The sequence below is a fragment of the Rhizobium sophoriradicis genome (assembly GCF_003939025.1).
GTDB classification, from domain to species: Bacteria; Pseudomonadota; Alphaproteobacteria; order Rhizobiales; family Rhizobiaceae; genus Rhizobium; species Rhizobium sophoriradicis.
This window is the reverse complement of sequence record NZ_RQIH01000009.1, coordinates 223459-239298: the sequence shown is the minus strand read 5'-3', so window position 1 is coordinate 239298 and position 15840 is coordinate 223459. Positions and strand designations below refer to the sequence as shown.

Here is a 15840-nt window from a genome sequence, read left to right as displayed (position 1 = left end):
CTGGAGGGAAACCGGAAGAAGGTATTTCGACCTTGCGAAGGTGCTGCTCACTCCACCTTTGCCAGATCACTGCGGATGACGGACCTGAGATCGTCGATCGGGCGCAGGGACTGCCCGTCTTCGAAATGCCAGAAGGTCCATCCGTTGCATGCATCGAGACCCTGCACCTTAGCGCCGAGACGATGAATAGAGCCGGCCTCGCCGCCTGAAGCGACGGTGCCGTCGGCGCGAACAATGGCGCTGTAGCGGCGTTTGGCGTCGGTCAGCACCTGGCCGGGCTTGATCAGGCCGCTTTCGACAAGCACGTTGAAGGCGACGCGAACCTCGGCCTTCTTGCCGGTCATGACGGTCAGTTCCGCCTTCCCCAGCGGCTCGACGGCGGCGATGCGGGCGGAGGCCGCATCGATATAATCCTGCTCGCGCTCGATGCCGACGAAGTGACGGCCGAGGCGCTTGGCGACGGCGCCCGTGGTGCCCGAGCCGAAGAAGGGATCGAGCACGATATCGCCCGGTTTGGTCGAGGCCATGATGACGCGGGCAAGCAGCGCTTCCGGCTTCTGGGTCGGATGCACCTTCTTGCCGTCCTCGCCCTTCAGCCGCTCATTGCCGTTGCAAATCGGGAACAGCCAGTCCGAGCGCATCTGCACGTCGTCATTGGCGGCCTTCATCGCATCGTAGTTGAAGGTATAGCCCTTGGCCTTGGCATTGGGGCTTGCCCAGATCATCGTCTCATGAGCGTTCTGGAAACGGCGGCCCTTGAAATTCGGCATCGGATTGGTCTTGCGCCAGATGATGTCGTTGAGGATCCAGAAGTTCAGATCCTGCAGCGTCGCGCCGACGCGGAAGATATTGTGATAGGAGCCGATCACCCAGATCGAGCCCGTTGGCTTCAAGACGCGGCGGCAGGCCAGCAGCCAGGCGCGGGTGAAGGCATCATAGGCCTCGAAGGAGGCAAACTGGTCCCACTCGTCATCGACGGCATCGACCAGCGACTGGTCGGGACGGTGCAGCGTTCCGCCGAGCTGGAGATTGTACGGCGGGTCGGCGAAGATCACGTCGACGGAGTGGGTGGGCAAGGCTTCAAGGGCGCTGACGCAATCGCCCTTGATGATCGTGTCAACCCAGGAGTCCGGCCGGGAATCCGACTTGACGGAGGCCTTGAGGTCGGCAAGCGGAAAAACTGATGCCATTCTGATACTCACTCATACGCTGTACGCTTAACTCTCCGTTATGGTTACGCAACTTAGTTACCAAAGCCTGAAGGGGCGGCCGATTTCGGGAATTTATTGCGGCAGCAGTCGGACCGAGTCGGCGGGGATGGGACTGTCCAGTTCATACTAATGATTGCCCCTCACCCTAACCCTCTCCCGTTCCGACGGGGAGAGGGGACGTGCCCTGCGAAACGCTGGAAAGGGACCGAGAGGATGCGGCATATCCCCTTCGCCCCGCGCGCGGGGAGAAGGTGGCGGCAGCCGGATGAGGGGCGCCCTCGCCGATCTCCCAGGCCGGAATTTCGCTTAATATGGAGCTCCTGTGGGTGCCCCAACCAGCGAGAAACACCATCACGCCGCATCATGCACCTTGCGGCTATCCGCCGGCGCCTCGTCGCGTTCGAACATGCCGTAATCGCGCAGGACGCTGGCGATGCGCAGGCGATAGTCGGCGAAGATGCCGCCGCGTCCGGCCTGCTGGGCGGCGCGATGAGCTTCGAGGTTGCGCCATTTTTTGACGGCATCCTCGTCGCGGAAGAAGGAGAGCGACAGCAGCTTGCCGCGGTTGGTCAGGCTCTCGAAACGCTCGATCGAGATGAAGCCGTCGATCTTTTCGAGCTCTGATCTGAGCTCGCCGGCGAGATCGAGATATTTGTGGCGTTCGCCCATATAGGGCATGACTTCGAAGATGACGGCGATCATGGCAGCACCAGCTTGGCGTGAGGGGCGGAGACGTTTTTGAGGAAGATCCGGTCCTCCTTGCGGATAAAGCCTTCACGCCTGGCGAATTCGTAATTGTCGCGGCCGAGCGGGTCGGCGGCCAGCCTGGCGCGATAGGCTTCGTAGGCGGCGAGGTTTTCGATGTTGTAGACGCCGTAAGCGGTCGTCGCCGAACCCTCGTGCGGGCCGAAATAGCCGATCAGGTCGGCGCCGTTCCGAGGGATCGCCTGGCCCCAGTTGCGGGCATATTCGGCGAAGGCCTCCTTCTTGAAGGGATCGATCTGATAGCGGATGAAGCAGGTGATCATCGGTTTCTCCTTGTTGCTTCCCCGTTTTTCGCACATTGCCTGACGGCGATGCTTCGGTTACGATCGAAGTATGAAGGAAGGTCCTGACATTGCGCAGATCGGCGCGCTCATCGGCGATCCCGCCCGCGCCAACATGCTTGCGGCGCTGACCGGTGGCCGGGCGCTGACGGCGACCGAGCTTGCCGGGGTCGGCGGCATCACGCTGCAGACGGCGAGCACGCATCTGGCCAAGCTCGAGTCCGGCGGCCTGCTTGCCCAGCGCAAGCAGGGGCGCCATCGCTATTTCACGCTGGCCGACGAGGCCGTTGCGCGGCTGATCGAAAGCATGATGGGCTTTGCCGCCGGGCGCGGGCATCTGCGCCACCGGCCCGGACCGAAGGAACCGGCGTTGCGCAAGGCGCGCATCTGCTACGATCATCTGGCCGGCGATTACGGCGTGCGCATGCTCGACAGCCTGATTGCGTCGGGTTCGATCGACGCGGTCGGCGACGGCCTGGCGCTGACGGAAAAGGGTGAAGGCGACCTCAAGCGCATCGGCATCGATGTCGGCAGCCTCAAATCGTCGCGCCGACCGCTCTGCCGCTCCTGCCTCGACTGGAGCGAAAGGCGGGCGCATCTAGCCGGCAGCCTCGGCAAGGCGTTGCTGTCAAGCTTCCTCGACAAGGGCTGGGCACGGCGCACCGCCGAAAGCCGCTCGATCCTCTTTTCGCCGGAAGGCGACCGGCAGTTCCTGAAGCTGTTTCCGGTCGATGCATAAGTAGAGACCCGAAGTTTTGCGTAGCTCCGCAACCCGCGGGCGACGGGACCAGACCAAGGTCCGGCGCCTATCCGACTGAGGGCCCAGAATAGGAACAGTCACGATGTAACCGAAGTTTGTCAGGCAGCTGTCCATTCTCTTGGAAGGCGACAGCAGCTCAACGACAAATGGAGGAAAATACCATGATGAAGGTAACACATCTTGCATTGGCTGCGGCCCTTCTGGCCGGCACGGCGGCTTCCGGATTCGCCCAATCCTCGAGCACGGTCGGCACCGGCGGTTCGTCGGCCGGCGGCGGAACTGCGAGCAGCACGGTCGGTACTGGTGGCAGCTCTGCCGGGGGCACCTGCGCTGCCGGCGCGACCAACTGCACCCCCGGTTCGTCCTCGACAGTCGGCACAGGCGGCTCGTCGGCTGGCGGCGGCACGTCGAGCAGCTCGGTCGGTACCGGCGGCTCGGCCGCAGGATCGGGCTCCGGTTCCGCTTCGACGCTCGGCACGGGCGGCTCCTCGGCCGGCGGCGGCACATCGAGCAGCTCGGTCGGCACGGGCGGCTCCGCCGCAGGCTCGGGCGATGCGAATTCGGCCTCGAGCGTCGGCACCGGCGCCTCGTCGGCTGATGGAGACAAGACCGGCAGCACCGTCGGCACCGGCAGCAGCGCTGCAGGCTCCAAGGACAACCAGGGCAAGAAGGGCTGCGCGCCCGGCCAGGTCAAGAAGGATGCCGCCGGCACCGAGGACTGCAAATGATCCCGGGCCGGCGCCCTTGGGGCGCCGGCCAAACCCTTGGGAGATAAACCAATGACCCGGTTTTCCTTAATCGCACTCGCCGCTTCGCTCGCGCTGATCGCCGGCCCAACCATGTCGGAGGAGATCAAGCTCGACGACGGAACGACCTGCACGATCGTTCAGTCACAGGCGGGTAACACTTCCACCACCGTGACGGCTGGCAATGGGCAGGTGTCTTCCTCGACCACAACAGGGAGCGGGTCGGCCGGCTCGTCCTCGTCATCCGCCTCTGCCGGCTCCTCGGCCAGCTCCGGAAGCGTCGACAGCTTTTCCACCGCAAGCATCACCCGGCCTGACGGCACCGTCATCACCAAGCGTTCTGATGGCACCTGTTCGATAACGAAACCTGCGAAATAGGAGATGGCAATGAGACCTATCAATCTTATCGCGGCCGCCTCGATCGCTCTACTCGCGTCGAGTTCGGCCGTCCTTGCGGAAGAATGCAATGCGGCCGGCACCGTCGGAACGGCTGGAAGCGCTTCGGCCGGCGGTACATCCGCCAGCTCTGTGGGAACGGCGGGCGCCTGCCAGACCGACGGCGGCACGACATCCTCGATCGGATCGGGGGGAAGTGCGGCCACAGCCGACGGCAAGGCGCAAAGCAAGACGCATATCAACGACAATGGCGACAAGCTGAAGGCGCAGACCAAGGCCCAGGCGGTCGACCAGGGAACGTTCAGCAAGTCGCGCACCAAGACCAGCACCGATGGCGACTCGCTGCAAAGCACGACCCGCACGATGTCGCATGTGCCCGGCGAGAAGCCGGTCAAAAGTACCACCACCAACAAAATCATCCTGCCGGAGCAGTAGGTCGGAAGGGCTCGCTTCACTCGGACGGAGGCGAGCCCATGGCCCTCGATGGGCCGGAGCCGAAGTGCTTGCTGACATTCTGCGTCTTCGTGAAGAGCTGGACCCTGACTGGCCCGTGTTCAGTTCATCGAGTGGAACGTCTCGAAGATAAGCGCCCTCAGCCAGCGATGAGCGGGATCTGCGTCCATGCGCGGGTGCCAGGCCTGGACGATGTTGAAACCCGGTATCGCGACCGGCAGGTCGAAGGTTCTGATCTCTCTCGTCGCCGCGGATTTGCAATAGGACTTCGGAACTGAACCGATCAGATCGGATGAGGCTGCAACTGCGATCACCGCCGGGAAACTTGGCACGATCAGCCTGACATCCCGATCCAAGCCCAGTTCGGCGAGCGCTCTGTCGACCGGACCGGCGTAGTCCGCCTGCGTCGAGAAGACTACGTGGCCGCAGGCGGCATAACGCTCGGCCGTTATCCGATCTGCATCGAATATCGGATGCCCCACCCTTGCGACGCCGACGTACCGATCCTCGAAGAGGCTCTGGCAACGCAGCTCGCCGCTGTCGCGCGGGAGCACACCGATGTCCAGATCTATCGCCGCCTCCCGCAATGCCTGAACGTCCTTGTCGGATCTCGGCGCAAAACGAAGCCTTATTCCCGGTGCAGCCTTCGTCACTGCGGCGCTCAGATCCGCGGCGTAGAGAAGCACGAAGGCTTCATTGGCGCGGATCGTGAAGTGGCGCTGCACCTCCCGAATGTCGACGGTCGACGGCGGGCTCAGCACCGCTTTCACAGCGTCTTTTAACAGATGCACATCTTCGGCAATGGCCAGGGCATGGGGCGTCGCAACCATGCCGCGGCCGGCCGGCACCAGGATCGGATCACCGAGCGCAGTCCTCAAGCGTGACAGTGTCCGGCTCATGGCGGACGTGCTGAGGCCAAGCCGGCGCGCGGCAGCCGATACGCTTCGTTCGGCCAGCAAAGCGTCCAGCGCGACGAGAAGGTTCAAATCGAGATCAGACATGGCGCGATCCTAGCAGACGTGGCGCCACACGCAACTGACCATTGCTTCCGTTGCGTCTGGCGCAATGGGTGAGCTGGGAGTAACTAGTCACCATCCCAGGCACACCGAGGATTTCCCATGTCTCTAAGCTACACCACACCGGTTTCTCAAGAAGGTCTGGCGGCGCCCCGACGCTATCTGGCGGTCGCCCTCCTGCTTCTGGCGGTTGTTCTCGTCGTATTGGATGGAGCGATCGCCAATGTCGCCTTGCCGTCGATTGCACTCTCGCTGCAGGCGGAAGCGGATAACACCGTATGGGTCGTCTCGGCCTACCAGTTGGCCGTGCTCGTCGCCATTCTTCCATGCGGGGCGCTCGGAGAGATCTACGGCGCCCGGCGGGTCTTCCTGATCGGCGTCGCGCTGTTCACCGCGGCTTCCGCAGCCTGCGCCTTGGCGGGCGACCTGCCCTTGCTGATCCTTGCGCGTTTCGCCCAGGGCCTTGGCGCGGGCGCGATCATGGCGCTGGCGATGATGATCCTGCGCCAGGCCTTGCCGCAGCGCATGCTCGGTCCGATCATCGGCATCAATGCCATGGTCATCGCAATTTCCTCCGCAGCCGGCCCCGGCATTGCCGGCGCCATCCTCTCCGTCACGACCTGGCCTTGGCTGTTTGCGGTCAATATACCGCTCGGCGTCATCGTTCTCCTCGGCGGCGGCCTGCTCGGCCACGTTGAGGGCGCGAAGCGGAAGCTGAAAGCGAAGGCGTTGCTGGCCAATACGCTGATGTTCATCCTGTTCTTCTCAGGCGCCGACCGGATAGCCACCGCGCCGGTCAGCGGTGCCGCCCTCATCGCCGCCTCACTCGCCTGCCTATTCGGCCTGCTGCGTCTGGAACGAAACAGTGACCTGCCTCTGATTCCGACCGACCTGTTAGCGGCGCCGGCATTCCGCATGGCGGTGATCGCCTCGATCTCCTGCTTCTGCGGACAGATGCTGAGCTACATCGCCCTGCCCTTCTACCTCCAACACAGGCTGCACATGACGCCGGTTCTGGCTGGTCTCTACATGATGCCCTGGCCTGCCGCGACAGCAATCATCGCGCCGATCTCGGGACGTCTGGCAAACCGGTTCAAGACGTCATGGCTTTGTGCAATCGGCGGCGCGCTTATGGCGCTTGGCCTTCTGGTGGCCGGTCTCACGCCGCCGGACCCGAGAGGTATCGGATTTCTCGTCGGCACGGTGATCGCCGGCCTCGGCTTCGGACTATTCCAGACTCCCAACAACCGAATTCTGCTGCTTTCGGCACCGAAAGCCAGAAGCGGTGCCGCGGGCGCCATGCAAGGGACCGCGCGGCTTCTCGGCCAAACCTTGGGCGGGGTCGCGATGTCGATCATTTTCGCAACGCTGCCCTTGTCGGCGGCGCTCGACTTCGCGGTCGCCATTGCAGCCGGCTGCACGGCGATCGCCGGCCTGGTCAGCCTGAGCCGAGCTCGTTACGAAGCGGCGGGGCAGCCTGCAGCGGCCTGAAGTGCCCGCTTCATGGGCGTCCGGCGACCGTGGTTCCACCGAGCCGGTCGCCTGCCGCATCGCAGCCATGCTTGCGATCAGGTTGAGCTTTGGCCAGCCATCGTGTAAAGCCGCGGCATCCCCGGACAGACCAGACTTTCAGCAAGGCGTGAACATATGGACGGCTTCGACCTCATCATCTTCGACTGCGACGGCGTTCTCGTCGATTCCGAAATCATCGCCGCGGAAGTGGAATCCGCGCTGTTGACGGACGCCGGATATCCGATCGGCGCCGAGGAAATGGGCGAGCGCTTCGCCGGCATGACATGGCACAATATCCTGCTTCAGATCGAGCGCGAGGCGAGCATCCCGCTTTCGGCCTCGCTGCTTGATAAGTCGGAGCAAGTGCTCGACGTCAGGCTGGCGAACGACGTCAAGGCCATACCGGGCGTCGAATTCGCCGTCTCCCGGCTGCCGATGAAGCGCTGCATCTGCTCGAATTCGAGCACGAAGCGGCTCGACATGATGCTCACCAAGGTGGGTCTGAAGCCGCTGTTTGCACCCAACATCTTTTCCGCCAAGGATCTCGGTCCCGACCGCGTCAAGCCGAAGCCGGATATCTTCCTGCACGGCGCAAGCCGCATGGGCGTCTCGCCCGACAGGACCGTCGTCGTCGAAGATTCCGTGCACGGCGTGCATGCGGCGCGCGCCGCCGGCATGCGCGTCATCGGCTTTACCGGCGCCTCGCACAGCTACCCTGCCCATGCCGACAAGCTGACCGATGCCGGCGCCGAGACGGTGATTTCCCGCATGAACGACCTGCCGGGCGTGGTTGCCGCGCTGGCGGCCTGGGAAGGCGTGCTTTAGGGATCTGCGGTCATTGCGCGGGCAGGCTACGACCATCGCCCGCCGCCGCTGCCGGATGCTCTCCGGCCTCCCCTCGCTCCGTCGTCCTCTGCCTTAATCCGGCGCCTATGCAGCGGGCATTGCGTTAAGAGCGACGGCATCCATCTGCAAGGAAATTAGCGAGCCAAGTGCGAGGTTGTGGATCCCAGGGTCAAGCCCTGGGATGACGGAGTGTGGGGTTGGCTTCGTCGCCCAGACGCACCGCCGGCGCAATTTTGAGGCGCTGTTTTTGCCGTCGCTCTTTCGCGGCTGCTGAGCCGATGTCACCAGGCACCACATCTCCTCCGTCATCCCAGGGCTTGACCCTGGGATCCATGCGGCTGCCACCCCGTGAAGAGACACGGCATCCAACCCCAGGGAAATTAAAGAAGTCGAGTGCGGAGCTGTGGATCCCAGGGGCGGCGTTCGTCTCCGTCACACGTCAAAACGACATCAGCAGCCAATGCGAAACGTTGTCCGCGCGATGACCCCGGAACAGATCGATGAGGCTGCCAGATGTTGCTCGAACCGGCCGGCTCACGCGGCGGCCAGACCGCACTTTACCCGAAATAATCAGCTGCTCTTCTTGCTCTTCGCCGGCTGGGTGTCGAAGCCGACGTTGACGCGCACCAGCGCGCCGGCGCCGACCGGCATCTGGATGCCTTCCTTGCGGAAGATGACCTGCGTGCCCGGGGAGCCGGCGGGGATCTCGGTCGGGAACTTGGTGACCTCGGAATAGAGCACGTTCTCGCCATCGAGGATGGTGACGCGGACCGGCAGCGTCACCGGGCCGGGATTGCCGGCCGGGCCGGTGATCAGCCGCAGCTGGGCGACCACGGTCATCGTCAGGGCCGTGTCGTTCAGCGTGCATTGGCGGGTGTAGTCGCCGAAGGAGGCCTGGAAGACGATCTGCTGCGGGTCGTCCTTCTTGCCCTTGGCATAGGTGCGGAAGATCGCATCCTGGTCACGCAGGAAAATCTGCGGGCAGGCGCCCTGGACGACCGGGGCGACGGCGCCCTGCGCCGTCTTGGCCGTGCCGATCGAGGGGTTGTTCGAGGACGGGTTGGCCGGCGCCAGCGGCATGATCTGAGCATTGCCGTTCGGCTGGGCCGGCGCCGCCTCCGGCTTGCTGTCGCCGCCGATGCCGAGCGAGTTGCAGCCGGCAAGCAGGGCAACGAAAGACGTGGAGATGATAAGACGCGAGACCTTGCCGAGCACTATGTTCCACCCTTTGCACAAGCGTTTCTTGGAGGCCCCAGTCTTTTTCGCGAGGCCTTTCACGACGGTTTGCGATGGTCTATATCAGCGGCGCAAACAAAAATCGATTGGGTACGCGCCGTTTTGATGCACTTTTCGCCGCCGGATGCGGGCAACTTCAACAAGATAACGGCAATGGTATGGCCTGAGGGCAGCCGCTTGCCGGTTTCCGGCAGAGCAGGCCCCGGCTCTGCCCGGCCGAATTTCTTCCAGCGATAGATCAAGGATGACCAACGTGGACTATATCTCGACCCGCGGCGAGGCCCCTGCCCTCGGCTTTTGCGACGCCCTGCTGACCGGGCTGGCGCGTGATGGCGGGCTCTATGTTCCCCGGGAATGGCCGCAGTTTTCGAAGAAAGAAATCCGCGCGCTGAGGGGCAAGAGCTATCAGGAGATCGCCTTCACCATCCTGTCGCCCTTCACCAATGGCGAGATCCCCGCGGCGACGTTCCGGGCGATGATCGACGAGGCCTACGCCACCTTCCGCCATCCGGCAATCGCGCCGCTCGTCCAGACCGGGCCGAACAGCTTCGTCATGGAGCTTTTCCACGGCACGACGCTCGCCTTCAAGGACGTGGCGATGCAGCTGCTGGCACGGCTGATGGATTATGCGCTTGAGAAGCGCGGCGAGCGGGCGACGATCGTCGGCGCCACCTCGGGTGATACCGGCGGCGCGGCGATAGACGCTTTCGCCGAACGTGAGCGCACCGATATCTTCATTCTCTTCCCGCACGGCAAGGTCTCGCCGGTGCAGCAGCGGCAGATGACGACCTCGACGGCCGCCAATGTGCATGCGCTGGCCGTCGAAGGCAATTTCGACGACTGCCAGAACCTCGTCAAGGCGATGTTCAACGACGCGGCGTTCCGCGACAAGGTCAGCCTGTCGGGCGTCAACTCGATCAACTGGGCGCGCATCATGGCCCAGATCGTCTATTACTTCACCACGGCGGTGGCGCTCGGCGGGCCGGACCGGAAGATCTCGTTCACGGTGCCTACCGGCAATTTCGGCGACATCTTCGCCGGCTACTGCGCCAAGCGCATGGGCCTGCCGATCGACCGGCTGGTCATCGCCACCAACGAAAACGACATTCTGACCCGCACGCTGAAGACCGGCCGCTACGACATGAAGGCGGTCAAGGCGACGACTTCGCCGTCGATGGACATCCAGATCTCCTCGAATTTCGAGCGGCTGCTCTTCGAAGCCTATGGGCGCGACGCCTCGAAGGTGCGCGCTTCGATGGAAAGCCTCAAGCAATCCACTGGCTTCGAGATCGGCCCGCAAGCGCTGAAGGCGATCCGCCGCGACTTCCGCGCCGGGCGCGCCAGCGAGAGCCAAGTCGCCGAGACGATCCGCAAGACCCATGCGGAAACCGGCTATCTCCTCGATCCGCATTCGGCGATCGGCGTCTTCGTCGCCGCCAAGAAGGAGAAGCCGAATACGCCGATGGTGACGCTTTCGACCGCACATCCGGCGAAATTCCCGGCCGCCGTAAAATCGGCCAGCGGTATTGACCCGGCGCTTCCGACGTGGCTTGCTGATCTGATGCACAGGGAGGAGCGCTTCCAGATCATCGAACCGGAGCTTAAAGCCGTTCAAACCTTTATCGGCAAACACGCCCGCGGCAAGACGACGGCAGGCGCAGAAAGATAGCCAATGACAGTTGAGTGCACCCGGCTGAAATCCGGGCTGACAGTAGTCACAGAAACCATGCCGCACCTTGAAAGCGTTGCGCTCGGTGTCTGGATCAAATCGGGATCGCGTAACGAGACGGCAGACGAGCACGGCATCGCCCACCTGCTCGAACACATGGCCTTCAAAGGCACGGCGCGCCGGTCGGCCCGTGAGATCGCCGAGGAAATCGAGGATGTCGGCGGCGAGGTCAACGCCGCCACCTCGACCGAGACGACCTCCTATTATGCCCGCGTGCTGAAAGACCACGTGCCGCTCGCCGTCGATATCCTCGCCGACATCCTGACGGAATCGGCCTTCGAGGAGGAGGAGCTGGAGCGCGAGAAGCAGGTGATCCTGCAGGAGATCAACGCTGCCAACGATACGCCCGACGACGTGGTGTTCGACCGCTTCTCCGAGGCCGCCTATCGCGACCAGACGCTCGGACGGGCGATCCTCGGCACGCCGCAGACCGTCGTCTCCTTCACGCCGCAGCAGATCCGCGCCTATCTCGGCCGCAACTACACCACCGACCGCATGTTCGTCGTGGCGACTGGCGCCGTCGATCATGAAGAATTCCTGCGCATGGTCGAGGATCGCTTCGCCAGCCTGCCGACATCGCCATCCGCCCCGCCGGTCATGGAAGCGGCGCGTTATGTTGGCGGCAGCGTGCGCGAACCGCGCGACCTGATGGATGCGCAGATCCTGCTCGGCTTCGAAGGCAAGCCCTACCATGCCCGCGATTTCTACTGCTCGCAGATCCTCGCCAATATTCTCGGCGGCGGCATGTCCTCGCGGCTGTTCCAGGAAGTGCGCGAATTCCGCGGCCTCTGTTATTCCGTCTATGCCTTCCATTGGGGTTTTTCCGACACCGGCATCTTCGGCATTCATGCGGCGACCGGCGGCGAAAACCTGCCGGAGCTGGTGCCCGTGATCATCGACGAACTGCACAAATCCGCCAATGAGATCCACCAGAAGGAAATCGAGCGCGCCCGCGCCCAGATCCGCGCCCAGCTGCTGATGGGCCAGGAGAGCCCGGCCGCCCGCGCCGGCCAGATCGCAAGGCAGATGATGCTCTACGGCCGGCCGATCTCCAATCCGGAGATGATGGAACGGCTGGAAGGCATCACCATCGAGCGGCTGACCGATCTCGCCGGCCGGCTGTTCTACGACACGGTGCCGACGCTTTCGGCGATCGGGCCGCTCGAACAGCTCGCACCGATGGAAGACATCACCGCCTCGCTTTCGGTCTCGGCGCCGAGGACGATGCAGGCAGGCCGCTGAGCCGACATCCGTCTGCCGGGAGTAATCGATGCCAAAATCGGTGTTTCGGTTCCTGTCGCGGCAGCCGGATGCGGTCGAACTGGAAAACGACAAATATCTCCTACGCCTGCCGCGCTACCAGGATTTCAACCAGTGGCACCGGCTGCGGGCGGAAAGCCGCAACTTCCTCGAACCCTGGGAACCGACCTGGCGGCGCGACGAGTTGACGGAGGGCTCCTACCGCGCCCGCGTCATCCGCGGCAAGCAGGAATATGCTTCCGGCCAGGCGATCCCGCTGTTCATTTTCCTCAAGGAAAAACGCACCCTCGTCGGCGGCGTCACCATCGGCTATATCAGGCGGGGTGCGGCACAAAGCTGCATGATCGGCTACTGGATGGGCGAACGCCATGCCGGCCAGGGGCATATGTTCGCCGCTCTGCAATTGGTTATTCCTTACATCTTCACCGGGCTTGAGTTGCACCGTATCGAAGCAGCCTGTATTCCAGATAACGCGCGCAGCATGCGTCTGCTTGAAAAGGCCGGGTTTCAGCGGGAAGGCTATCTGCGCGGATATTTGAAGATCAACGGTCGGTGGCACGACCATGTGATGTTTTCACGGCTCGCCACCGATACGGATAAAGGCAGGATAACCGACAGCCGATGACCAGAGACCGCATGCTGCCCAAGTCACCGTCCGGACGAGTGATCGCGGTGATCGCAGCCCTTTTCCTGGCGGCCTTCGCCCTTGCGGCGGGTGTTGCCCGGGCGGCCGAACCGGTGAAGATTTCCCGTGACGATACCGCGCTCGACCTGACGGCGACGACCGAGATCTACGCCAACCAGGGCGAGGCCTTCCAGGTGTCGACGGCGGCCGGCGCCGATGGCATTCGCCGCCGCATCGAGGTTCGGGCGAGTTCGGAGAATCACCAGGGCGACTGGGCGGTGTTTGCGCTTGCCAACGTCTCGGAGGAACAGCTGGAGCGCGTCATCGTCGCGCCGCATTTCCGTTTGGTCAATTCCAAGCTGTTCTGGCCGGATCTCGGCTCGCAGCGCATCAGCGCGATCACACCGAGCGAAGGTTTTGCGCTGGACCGGCAGCCGAGCGACGAGGCCGATGTCTTCCGCATCACGCTGAACCCCGGCGCCGTCATCACCTTCGTCGCCGAGCTGTCGACGCCGGAGCTGCCGCAGATCTATCTCTGGGAGCCGAACGCCTACAAGGATACGATCAACGCCTTCACCCTCTATCGCGGCATCGTGCTCGGCATTGCCGGCCTGCTGGCGGTGTTTCTCACCATCCTCTTCGTCGTCAAGGGCACCTCGATGCTGCCGGCGACGGCCGCACTCGCCTGGGCGGTGCTCGGCTATATCTGCGTCGACTTCGGTTTCCTCGGCAAGCTGATCAGCGTCGCCTCGGCCGACCAGCGAATATGGCGTGCCTGCGCCGAAGTGGCGCTCGCCTCGAGTTTCGTCATCTTCCTCTTCACCTATCTCAACCTCAATCGCTGGCATGCGCATCTCGGTTACGCCACGCTCGCCTGGGTGCTCGGCCTGGCGCTGCTCTTCGGCGTGGCGATCTACGATCCGTCGATTGCCGCCGGCATCGCCAGGCTGTCCTTCGCGCTGACGGCGGCGACCGGGCTGCTGTTGATCATCTATCTCGGCTTCAACCGCTACGACCGCGCCATTCTGCTGGTGCCGGCCTGGGCGCTGACGCTCGTCTGGCTGTTCGGGGCGTGGCTGACCGTCACCGGCCGGCTCGACAACGACATCATCCAGCCGGCGCTCGGCGGCGGCCTGGTGCTGATCGTGCTCTTGATCGGCTTTACCGTGATGCAGCACGCCTTTGCCGGCGGCGCTTTCCAGCAGGGGCTGTTTTCCGATCTCGAACGGCAATCGCTGGCGCTGACCGGCTCCGGCGACATGGTGTGGGACTGGGACGTGGCGCGCGACCGCGTCGTCACCATTCCCGATGTCTCGGTCAAACTCGGCCTCTCCCCCGGCACCATGCACGGGGCGGCGCGCAACTGGCTGCCGCGGCTGCACCCTGATGACCGCGACCGCTTCCGCGCCACGCTGGACGTGCTGCTCGAACACCGGCGCGGGCGGCTCAATCACGAGTTCCGCATCCGCGCCGAGGACGGGCATTTCCACTGGCTGCTGATCCGCGCCCGGCCGGTGCTCGGCTCCAACGGCGAGATCATCCGCTGCGTCGGCACGATCGTCGACGTCACCGAGCAGAAGAACTCCGTCGAGCGGCTGCTGCAGGATGCGCTGCACGACAATCTGACCGGCCTGCCGAACCGGCAGGTCTTCCTCGACCGGCTGCAGGCGGTGCTGGCGCTGGCGCCGGGCGGCGACACGCTCAGGCCCACCGTGATGGTGATCGATATCGACCGCTACAAGCTGGTCAATGACGCGCTCGGCGTTGCGGCCGGCGACAATATCCTCATCGCTTTGACCCGGCGGCTGCGCCGGCTGATGAAGCCGCAGGACACGCTGGCGCGGCTTGCCGGCGACCAGTTCGGCCTGATCCTGGTATCCGAGCACAATCCGGCCAAGGTCGCCGATTTTGCCGATGCGATCAGCAAGGCGATCATGGTGCCGATCAACTTCTCCAACCGCGAGATCATTCTGACCGCGTCGATCGGGCTCGCCTCCTGGGTGGACCGGCAGGAGAGCGCCAGCGGTCTGCTCAGCGATGCCGAGCTTGCCATGTACCGGGCGAAACGGGCCGGCGGCAACCGCGTCGAACCGTTCCAGCCGGCCTTCCGCGATTTCGGCACCGACCGGCTGCAGCTCGAAACCGATCTGCGCCGCGCCATCGAACGCAGGGAATTGTCGATGGTTTACCAGCCGATCGCCCGGCTGGAGGATGTCGAGGTCGCCGGCTTCGAGGCGCTGATGCGCTGGGAACATCCCAAACGCGGCAATATCCCGCCCTCGGAATTCATCCCCATCGCCGAGGCCTCCGATCTCATCGGCCCGCTCGGCATGTTCGCGCTGGAGCAGGCGACCAACGACCTGATGAGCTGGCAGACCCAGACCGGCGAATTGCCGATCTTCGTGTCGATCAATCTGTCGAGCGTGCAGCTGCTCAACAACGAGCTCTATGACGACGTGCGTTCGGTTCTCGCCAAGACGCATTGCGCGCCTTCGCGGCTCAAGCTGGAACTGACGGAATCCATGGTGATGGAAAATCCGGAGCAGGCGCGCCTGGTACTGCAGAAGCTGAAGGAGGCCGGCATTGGCCTGGCGCTCGACGATTTCGGCACCGGCTATTCCTCGCTTGCCTATCTCACCCGCTTCCCCTTCGACACGATCAAGCTCGACAAGGCGCTGGTGCGCGACGGCAGCGACAAGAAGGCGACCGTGCTCCGCTCGGTCATAGCGATGGCGCGCGAGCTGGAAATGAAGGTGGTGGCCGAAGGGATCGAATCCAACGAGGATGCGATCGAGCTCGCCAAGATGGGCTGCAGCTACGGACAGAGCTATCTGTTCGGGCCGCCGATCCCGTCGGAATCGGTGCTGCGGCTGCTTCGCGACCGGTTTCCGCTGACGAAAAGGGCTTGAACGCAGGCGAACGGGCTGACCGGTTTTCCGCCTGCGCAGCGCGCCTCTCCCATGAATGGTCATTGACCAACGACCGGCGATATGCGCCTCTTTCC

General features: G+C 63.8%; 16 protein-coding genes. 10 read left to right on the top strand and 6 right to left on the bottom strand.

Annotated elements, in window-relative coordinates:
* Window positions 1-47: 47 nt before the first annotated feature.
* The 3 genes from EFR00_RS17290 to EFR00_RS17280 form a co-directional block, all read right to left on the bottom strand.
* Window positions 48-1190: a site-specific DNA-methyltransferase gene (locus tag EFR00_RS17290; RefSeq protein WP_039618319.1), complete on the bottom strand. Its 1143-nt coding sequence runs from the start codon at window positions 1188-1190 to the stop codon at window positions 48-50.
* A gap of 372 nt (window positions 1191-1562) precedes the next feature.
* Complete coding sequence (locus EFR00_RS17285; protein WP_039618317.1) at window positions 1563-1913, bottom strand: antibiotic biosynthesis monooxygenase family protein; 351 nt, start codon at window positions 1911-1913, stop codon at window positions 1563-1565.
* Window positions 1910-2239 (bottom strand): NIPSNAP family protein, encoded by a 330-nt coding sequence (locus tag EFR00_RS17280; RefSeq protein WP_039618316.1) that lies wholly within the window; start codon window positions 2237-2239, stop codon window positions 1910-1912. Before EFR00_RS17280 ends, EFR00_RS17285 begins: the two co-directional genes overlap by 4 nt.
* Before the next feature lie 70 nt (window positions 2240-2309).
* Here EFR00_RS17280 and EFR00_RS17275 point away from each other — a divergent pair, with 70 nt between their 5' ends.
* The 4 genes from EFR00_RS17275 (at window position 2310) to EFR00_RS17260 (ending at window position 4594) form a co-directional block, all read left to right on the top strand.
* The gene (locus tag EFR00_RS17275; protein ID WP_039618313.1) at window positions 2310-2996 is read left to right on the top strand and encodes an ArsR/SmtB family transcription factor; all 687 of its coding nucleotides are present in this window, start codon (window positions 2310-2312) and stop codon (window positions 2994-2996) included.
* Window positions 2997-3178: 182 nt separating this feature from the next.
* Entirely contained in the window at window positions 3179-3745 is a 567-nt protein-coding gene (locus EFR00_RS17270; RefSeq protein ID WP_077990924.1) for a hypothetical protein, read from the top strand.
* A gap of 51 nt (window positions 3746-3796) precedes the next feature.
* Window positions 3797-4141, top strand: a complete 345-nt coding sequence (locus EFR00_RS17265) for a hypothetical protein (RefSeq protein ID WP_039618309.1) — start codon at window positions 3797-3799, stop codon at window positions 4139-4141.
* 9 nt (window positions 4142-4150) lie between these two features.
* Window positions 4151-4594 (top strand): hypothetical protein, encoded by a 444-nt coding sequence (locus EFR00_RS17260; RefSeq protein ID WP_039618307.1) that lies wholly within the window; start codon window positions 4151-4153, stop codon window positions 4592-4594.
* Window positions 4595-4713: 119 nt separating this feature from the next.
* Here EFR00_RS17260 and EFR00_RS17255 read toward each other — a convergent pair whose 3' ends face one another.
* A complete protein-coding gene (locus EFR00_RS17255) occupies window positions 4714-5613 on the bottom strand; it encodes a LysR family transcriptional regulator (protein ID WP_039618305.1) in 900 nt (299 codons plus the stop codon).
* A gap of 117 nt (window positions 5614-5730) precedes the next feature.
* Here EFR00_RS17255 and EFR00_RS17250 point away from each other — a divergent pair, with 117 nt between their 5' ends.
* Window positions 5731-7119 carry an MFS transporter gene (locus tag EFR00_RS17250; protein WP_183758934.1) on the top strand — a complete coding sequence of 463 codons (1389 nt, stop codon included), beginning with the start codon at window positions 5731-5733 and terminating at the stop codon, window positions 7117-7119.
* A 156-nt stretch (window positions 7120-7275) separates the two neighbouring features.
* Window positions 7276-7965 (top strand): HAD family hydrolase, encoded by a 690-nt coding sequence (locus EFR00_RS17245; RefSeq protein ID WP_039618303.1) that lies wholly within the window; start codon window positions 7276-7278, stop codon window positions 7963-7965.
* A gap of 591 nt (window positions 7966-8556) precedes the next feature.
* Here the strand turns inward: EFR00_RS17245 and EFR00_RS17240 are convergent.
* Together EFR00_RS17240 and EFR00_RS33045 are read right to left on the bottom strand one after the other, a co-directional pair.
* Window positions 8557-9204 carry a hypothetical protein gene (locus EFR00_RS17240; RefSeq protein ID WP_183758948.1) on the bottom strand — a complete coding sequence of 216 codons (648 nt, stop codon included), beginning with the start codon at window positions 9202-9204 and terminating at the stop codon, window positions 8557-8559.
* A 56-nt stretch (window positions 9205-9260) separates the two neighbouring features.
* Window positions 9261-9464 carry a hypothetical protein gene (locus EFR00_RS33045; protein WP_039618299.1) on the bottom strand — a complete coding sequence of 68 codons (204 nt, stop codon included), beginning with the start codon at window positions 9462-9464 and terminating at the stop codon, window positions 9261-9263.
* A 2-nt stretch (window positions 9465-9466) separates the two neighbouring features.
* On the opposite strand from EFR00_RS33045, the gene thrC reads away from it, so the two are divergent.
* The 4 genes from thrC to EFR00_RS17220 are packed head-to-tail and all read left to right on the top strand — an operon-like array spanning window position 9467 to window position 15745.
* A complete protein-coding gene (gene thrC / locus EFR00_RS17235) occupies window positions 9467-10891 on the top strand; it encodes a threonine synthase (protein WP_077990926.1) in 1425 nt (474 codons plus the stop codon).
* Window positions 10892-10894: 3 nt separating this feature from the next.
* Window positions 10895-12193 (top strand): M16 family metallopeptidase, encoded by a 1299-nt coding sequence (locus tag EFR00_RS17230; protein WP_038687348.1) that lies wholly within the window; start codon window positions 10895-10897, stop codon window positions 12191-12193.
* A gap of 28 nt (window positions 12194-12221) precedes the next feature.
* Entirely contained in the window at window positions 12222-12836 is a 615-nt protein-coding gene (locus tag EFR00_RS17225) for a GNAT family N-acetyltransferase (protein ID WP_077990929.1), read from the top strand.
* Entirely contained in the window at window positions 12833-15745 is a 2913-nt protein-coding gene (locus tag EFR00_RS17220) for a sensor domain-containing phosphodiesterase (protein ID WP_038687346.1), read from the top strand. Before EFR00_RS17225 ends, EFR00_RS17220 begins: the two co-directional genes overlap by 4 nt.
* The last annotated feature ends 95 nt before the right edge of the window (window positions 15746-15840 follow it).

Coding starts and splice junctions, on each gene's coding strand:
- EFR00_RS17275 (WP_039618313.1), top strand. CDS start 2,310: ATGAAGGAAGGTCCTGACATTGCGCAGATCGGCGCGCTCATCGGCGAT.
- EFR00_RS17245 (WP_039618303.1), top strand. CDS start 7,276: ATGGACGGCTTCGACCTCATCATCTTCGACTGCGACGGCGTTCTCGTC.
- EFR00_RS17260 (WP_039618307.1), top strand. CDS start 4,151: ATGAGACCTATCAATCTTATCGCGGCCGCCTCGATCGCTCTACTCGCG.
- EFR00_RS17225 (WP_077990929.1), top strand. CDS start 12,222: ATGCCAAAATCGGTGTTTCGGTTCCTGTCGCGGCAGCCGGATGCGGTC.
- EFR00_RS17265 (WP_039618309.1), top strand. CDS start 3,797: ATGACCCGGTTTTCCTTAATCGCACTCGCCGCTTCGCTCGCGCTGATC.
- EFR00_RS17220 (WP_038687346.1), top strand. CDS start 12,833: ATGACCAGAGACCGCATGCTGCCCAAGTCACCGTCCGGACGAGTGATC.
- EFR00_RS17270 (WP_077990924.1), top strand. CDS start 3,179: ATGATGAAGGTAACACATCTTGCATTGGCTGCGGCCCTTCTGGCCGGC.
- EFR00_RS17290 (WP_039618319.1), bottom strand. CDS start 1,190: ATGGCATCAGTTTTTCCGCTTGCCGACCTCAAGGCCTCCGTCAAGTCG.
- EFR00_RS17230 (WP_038687348.1), top strand. CDS start 10,895: ATGACAGTTGAGTGCACCCGGCTGAAATCCGGGCTGACAGTAGTCACA.
- thrC (WP_077990926.1), top strand. CDS start 9,467: ATGACCAACGTGGACTATATCTCGACCCGCGGCGAGGCCCCTGCCCTC.
- EFR00_RS17250 (WP_183758934.1), top strand. CDS start 5,731: ATGTCTCTAAGCTACACCACACCGGTTTCTCAAGAAGGTCTGGCGGCG.
- EFR00_RS17285 (WP_039618317.1), bottom strand. CDS start 1,913: ATGATCGCCGTCATCTTCGAAGTCATGCCCTATATGGGCGAACGCCAC.
- EFR00_RS17255 (WP_039618305.1), bottom strand. CDS start 5,613: ATGTCTGATCTCGATTTGAACCTTCTCGTCGCGCTGGACGCTTTGCTG.
- EFR00_RS17280 (WP_039618316.1), bottom strand. CDS start 2,239: ATGATCACCTGCTTCATCCGCTATCAGATCGATCCCTTCAAGAAGGAG.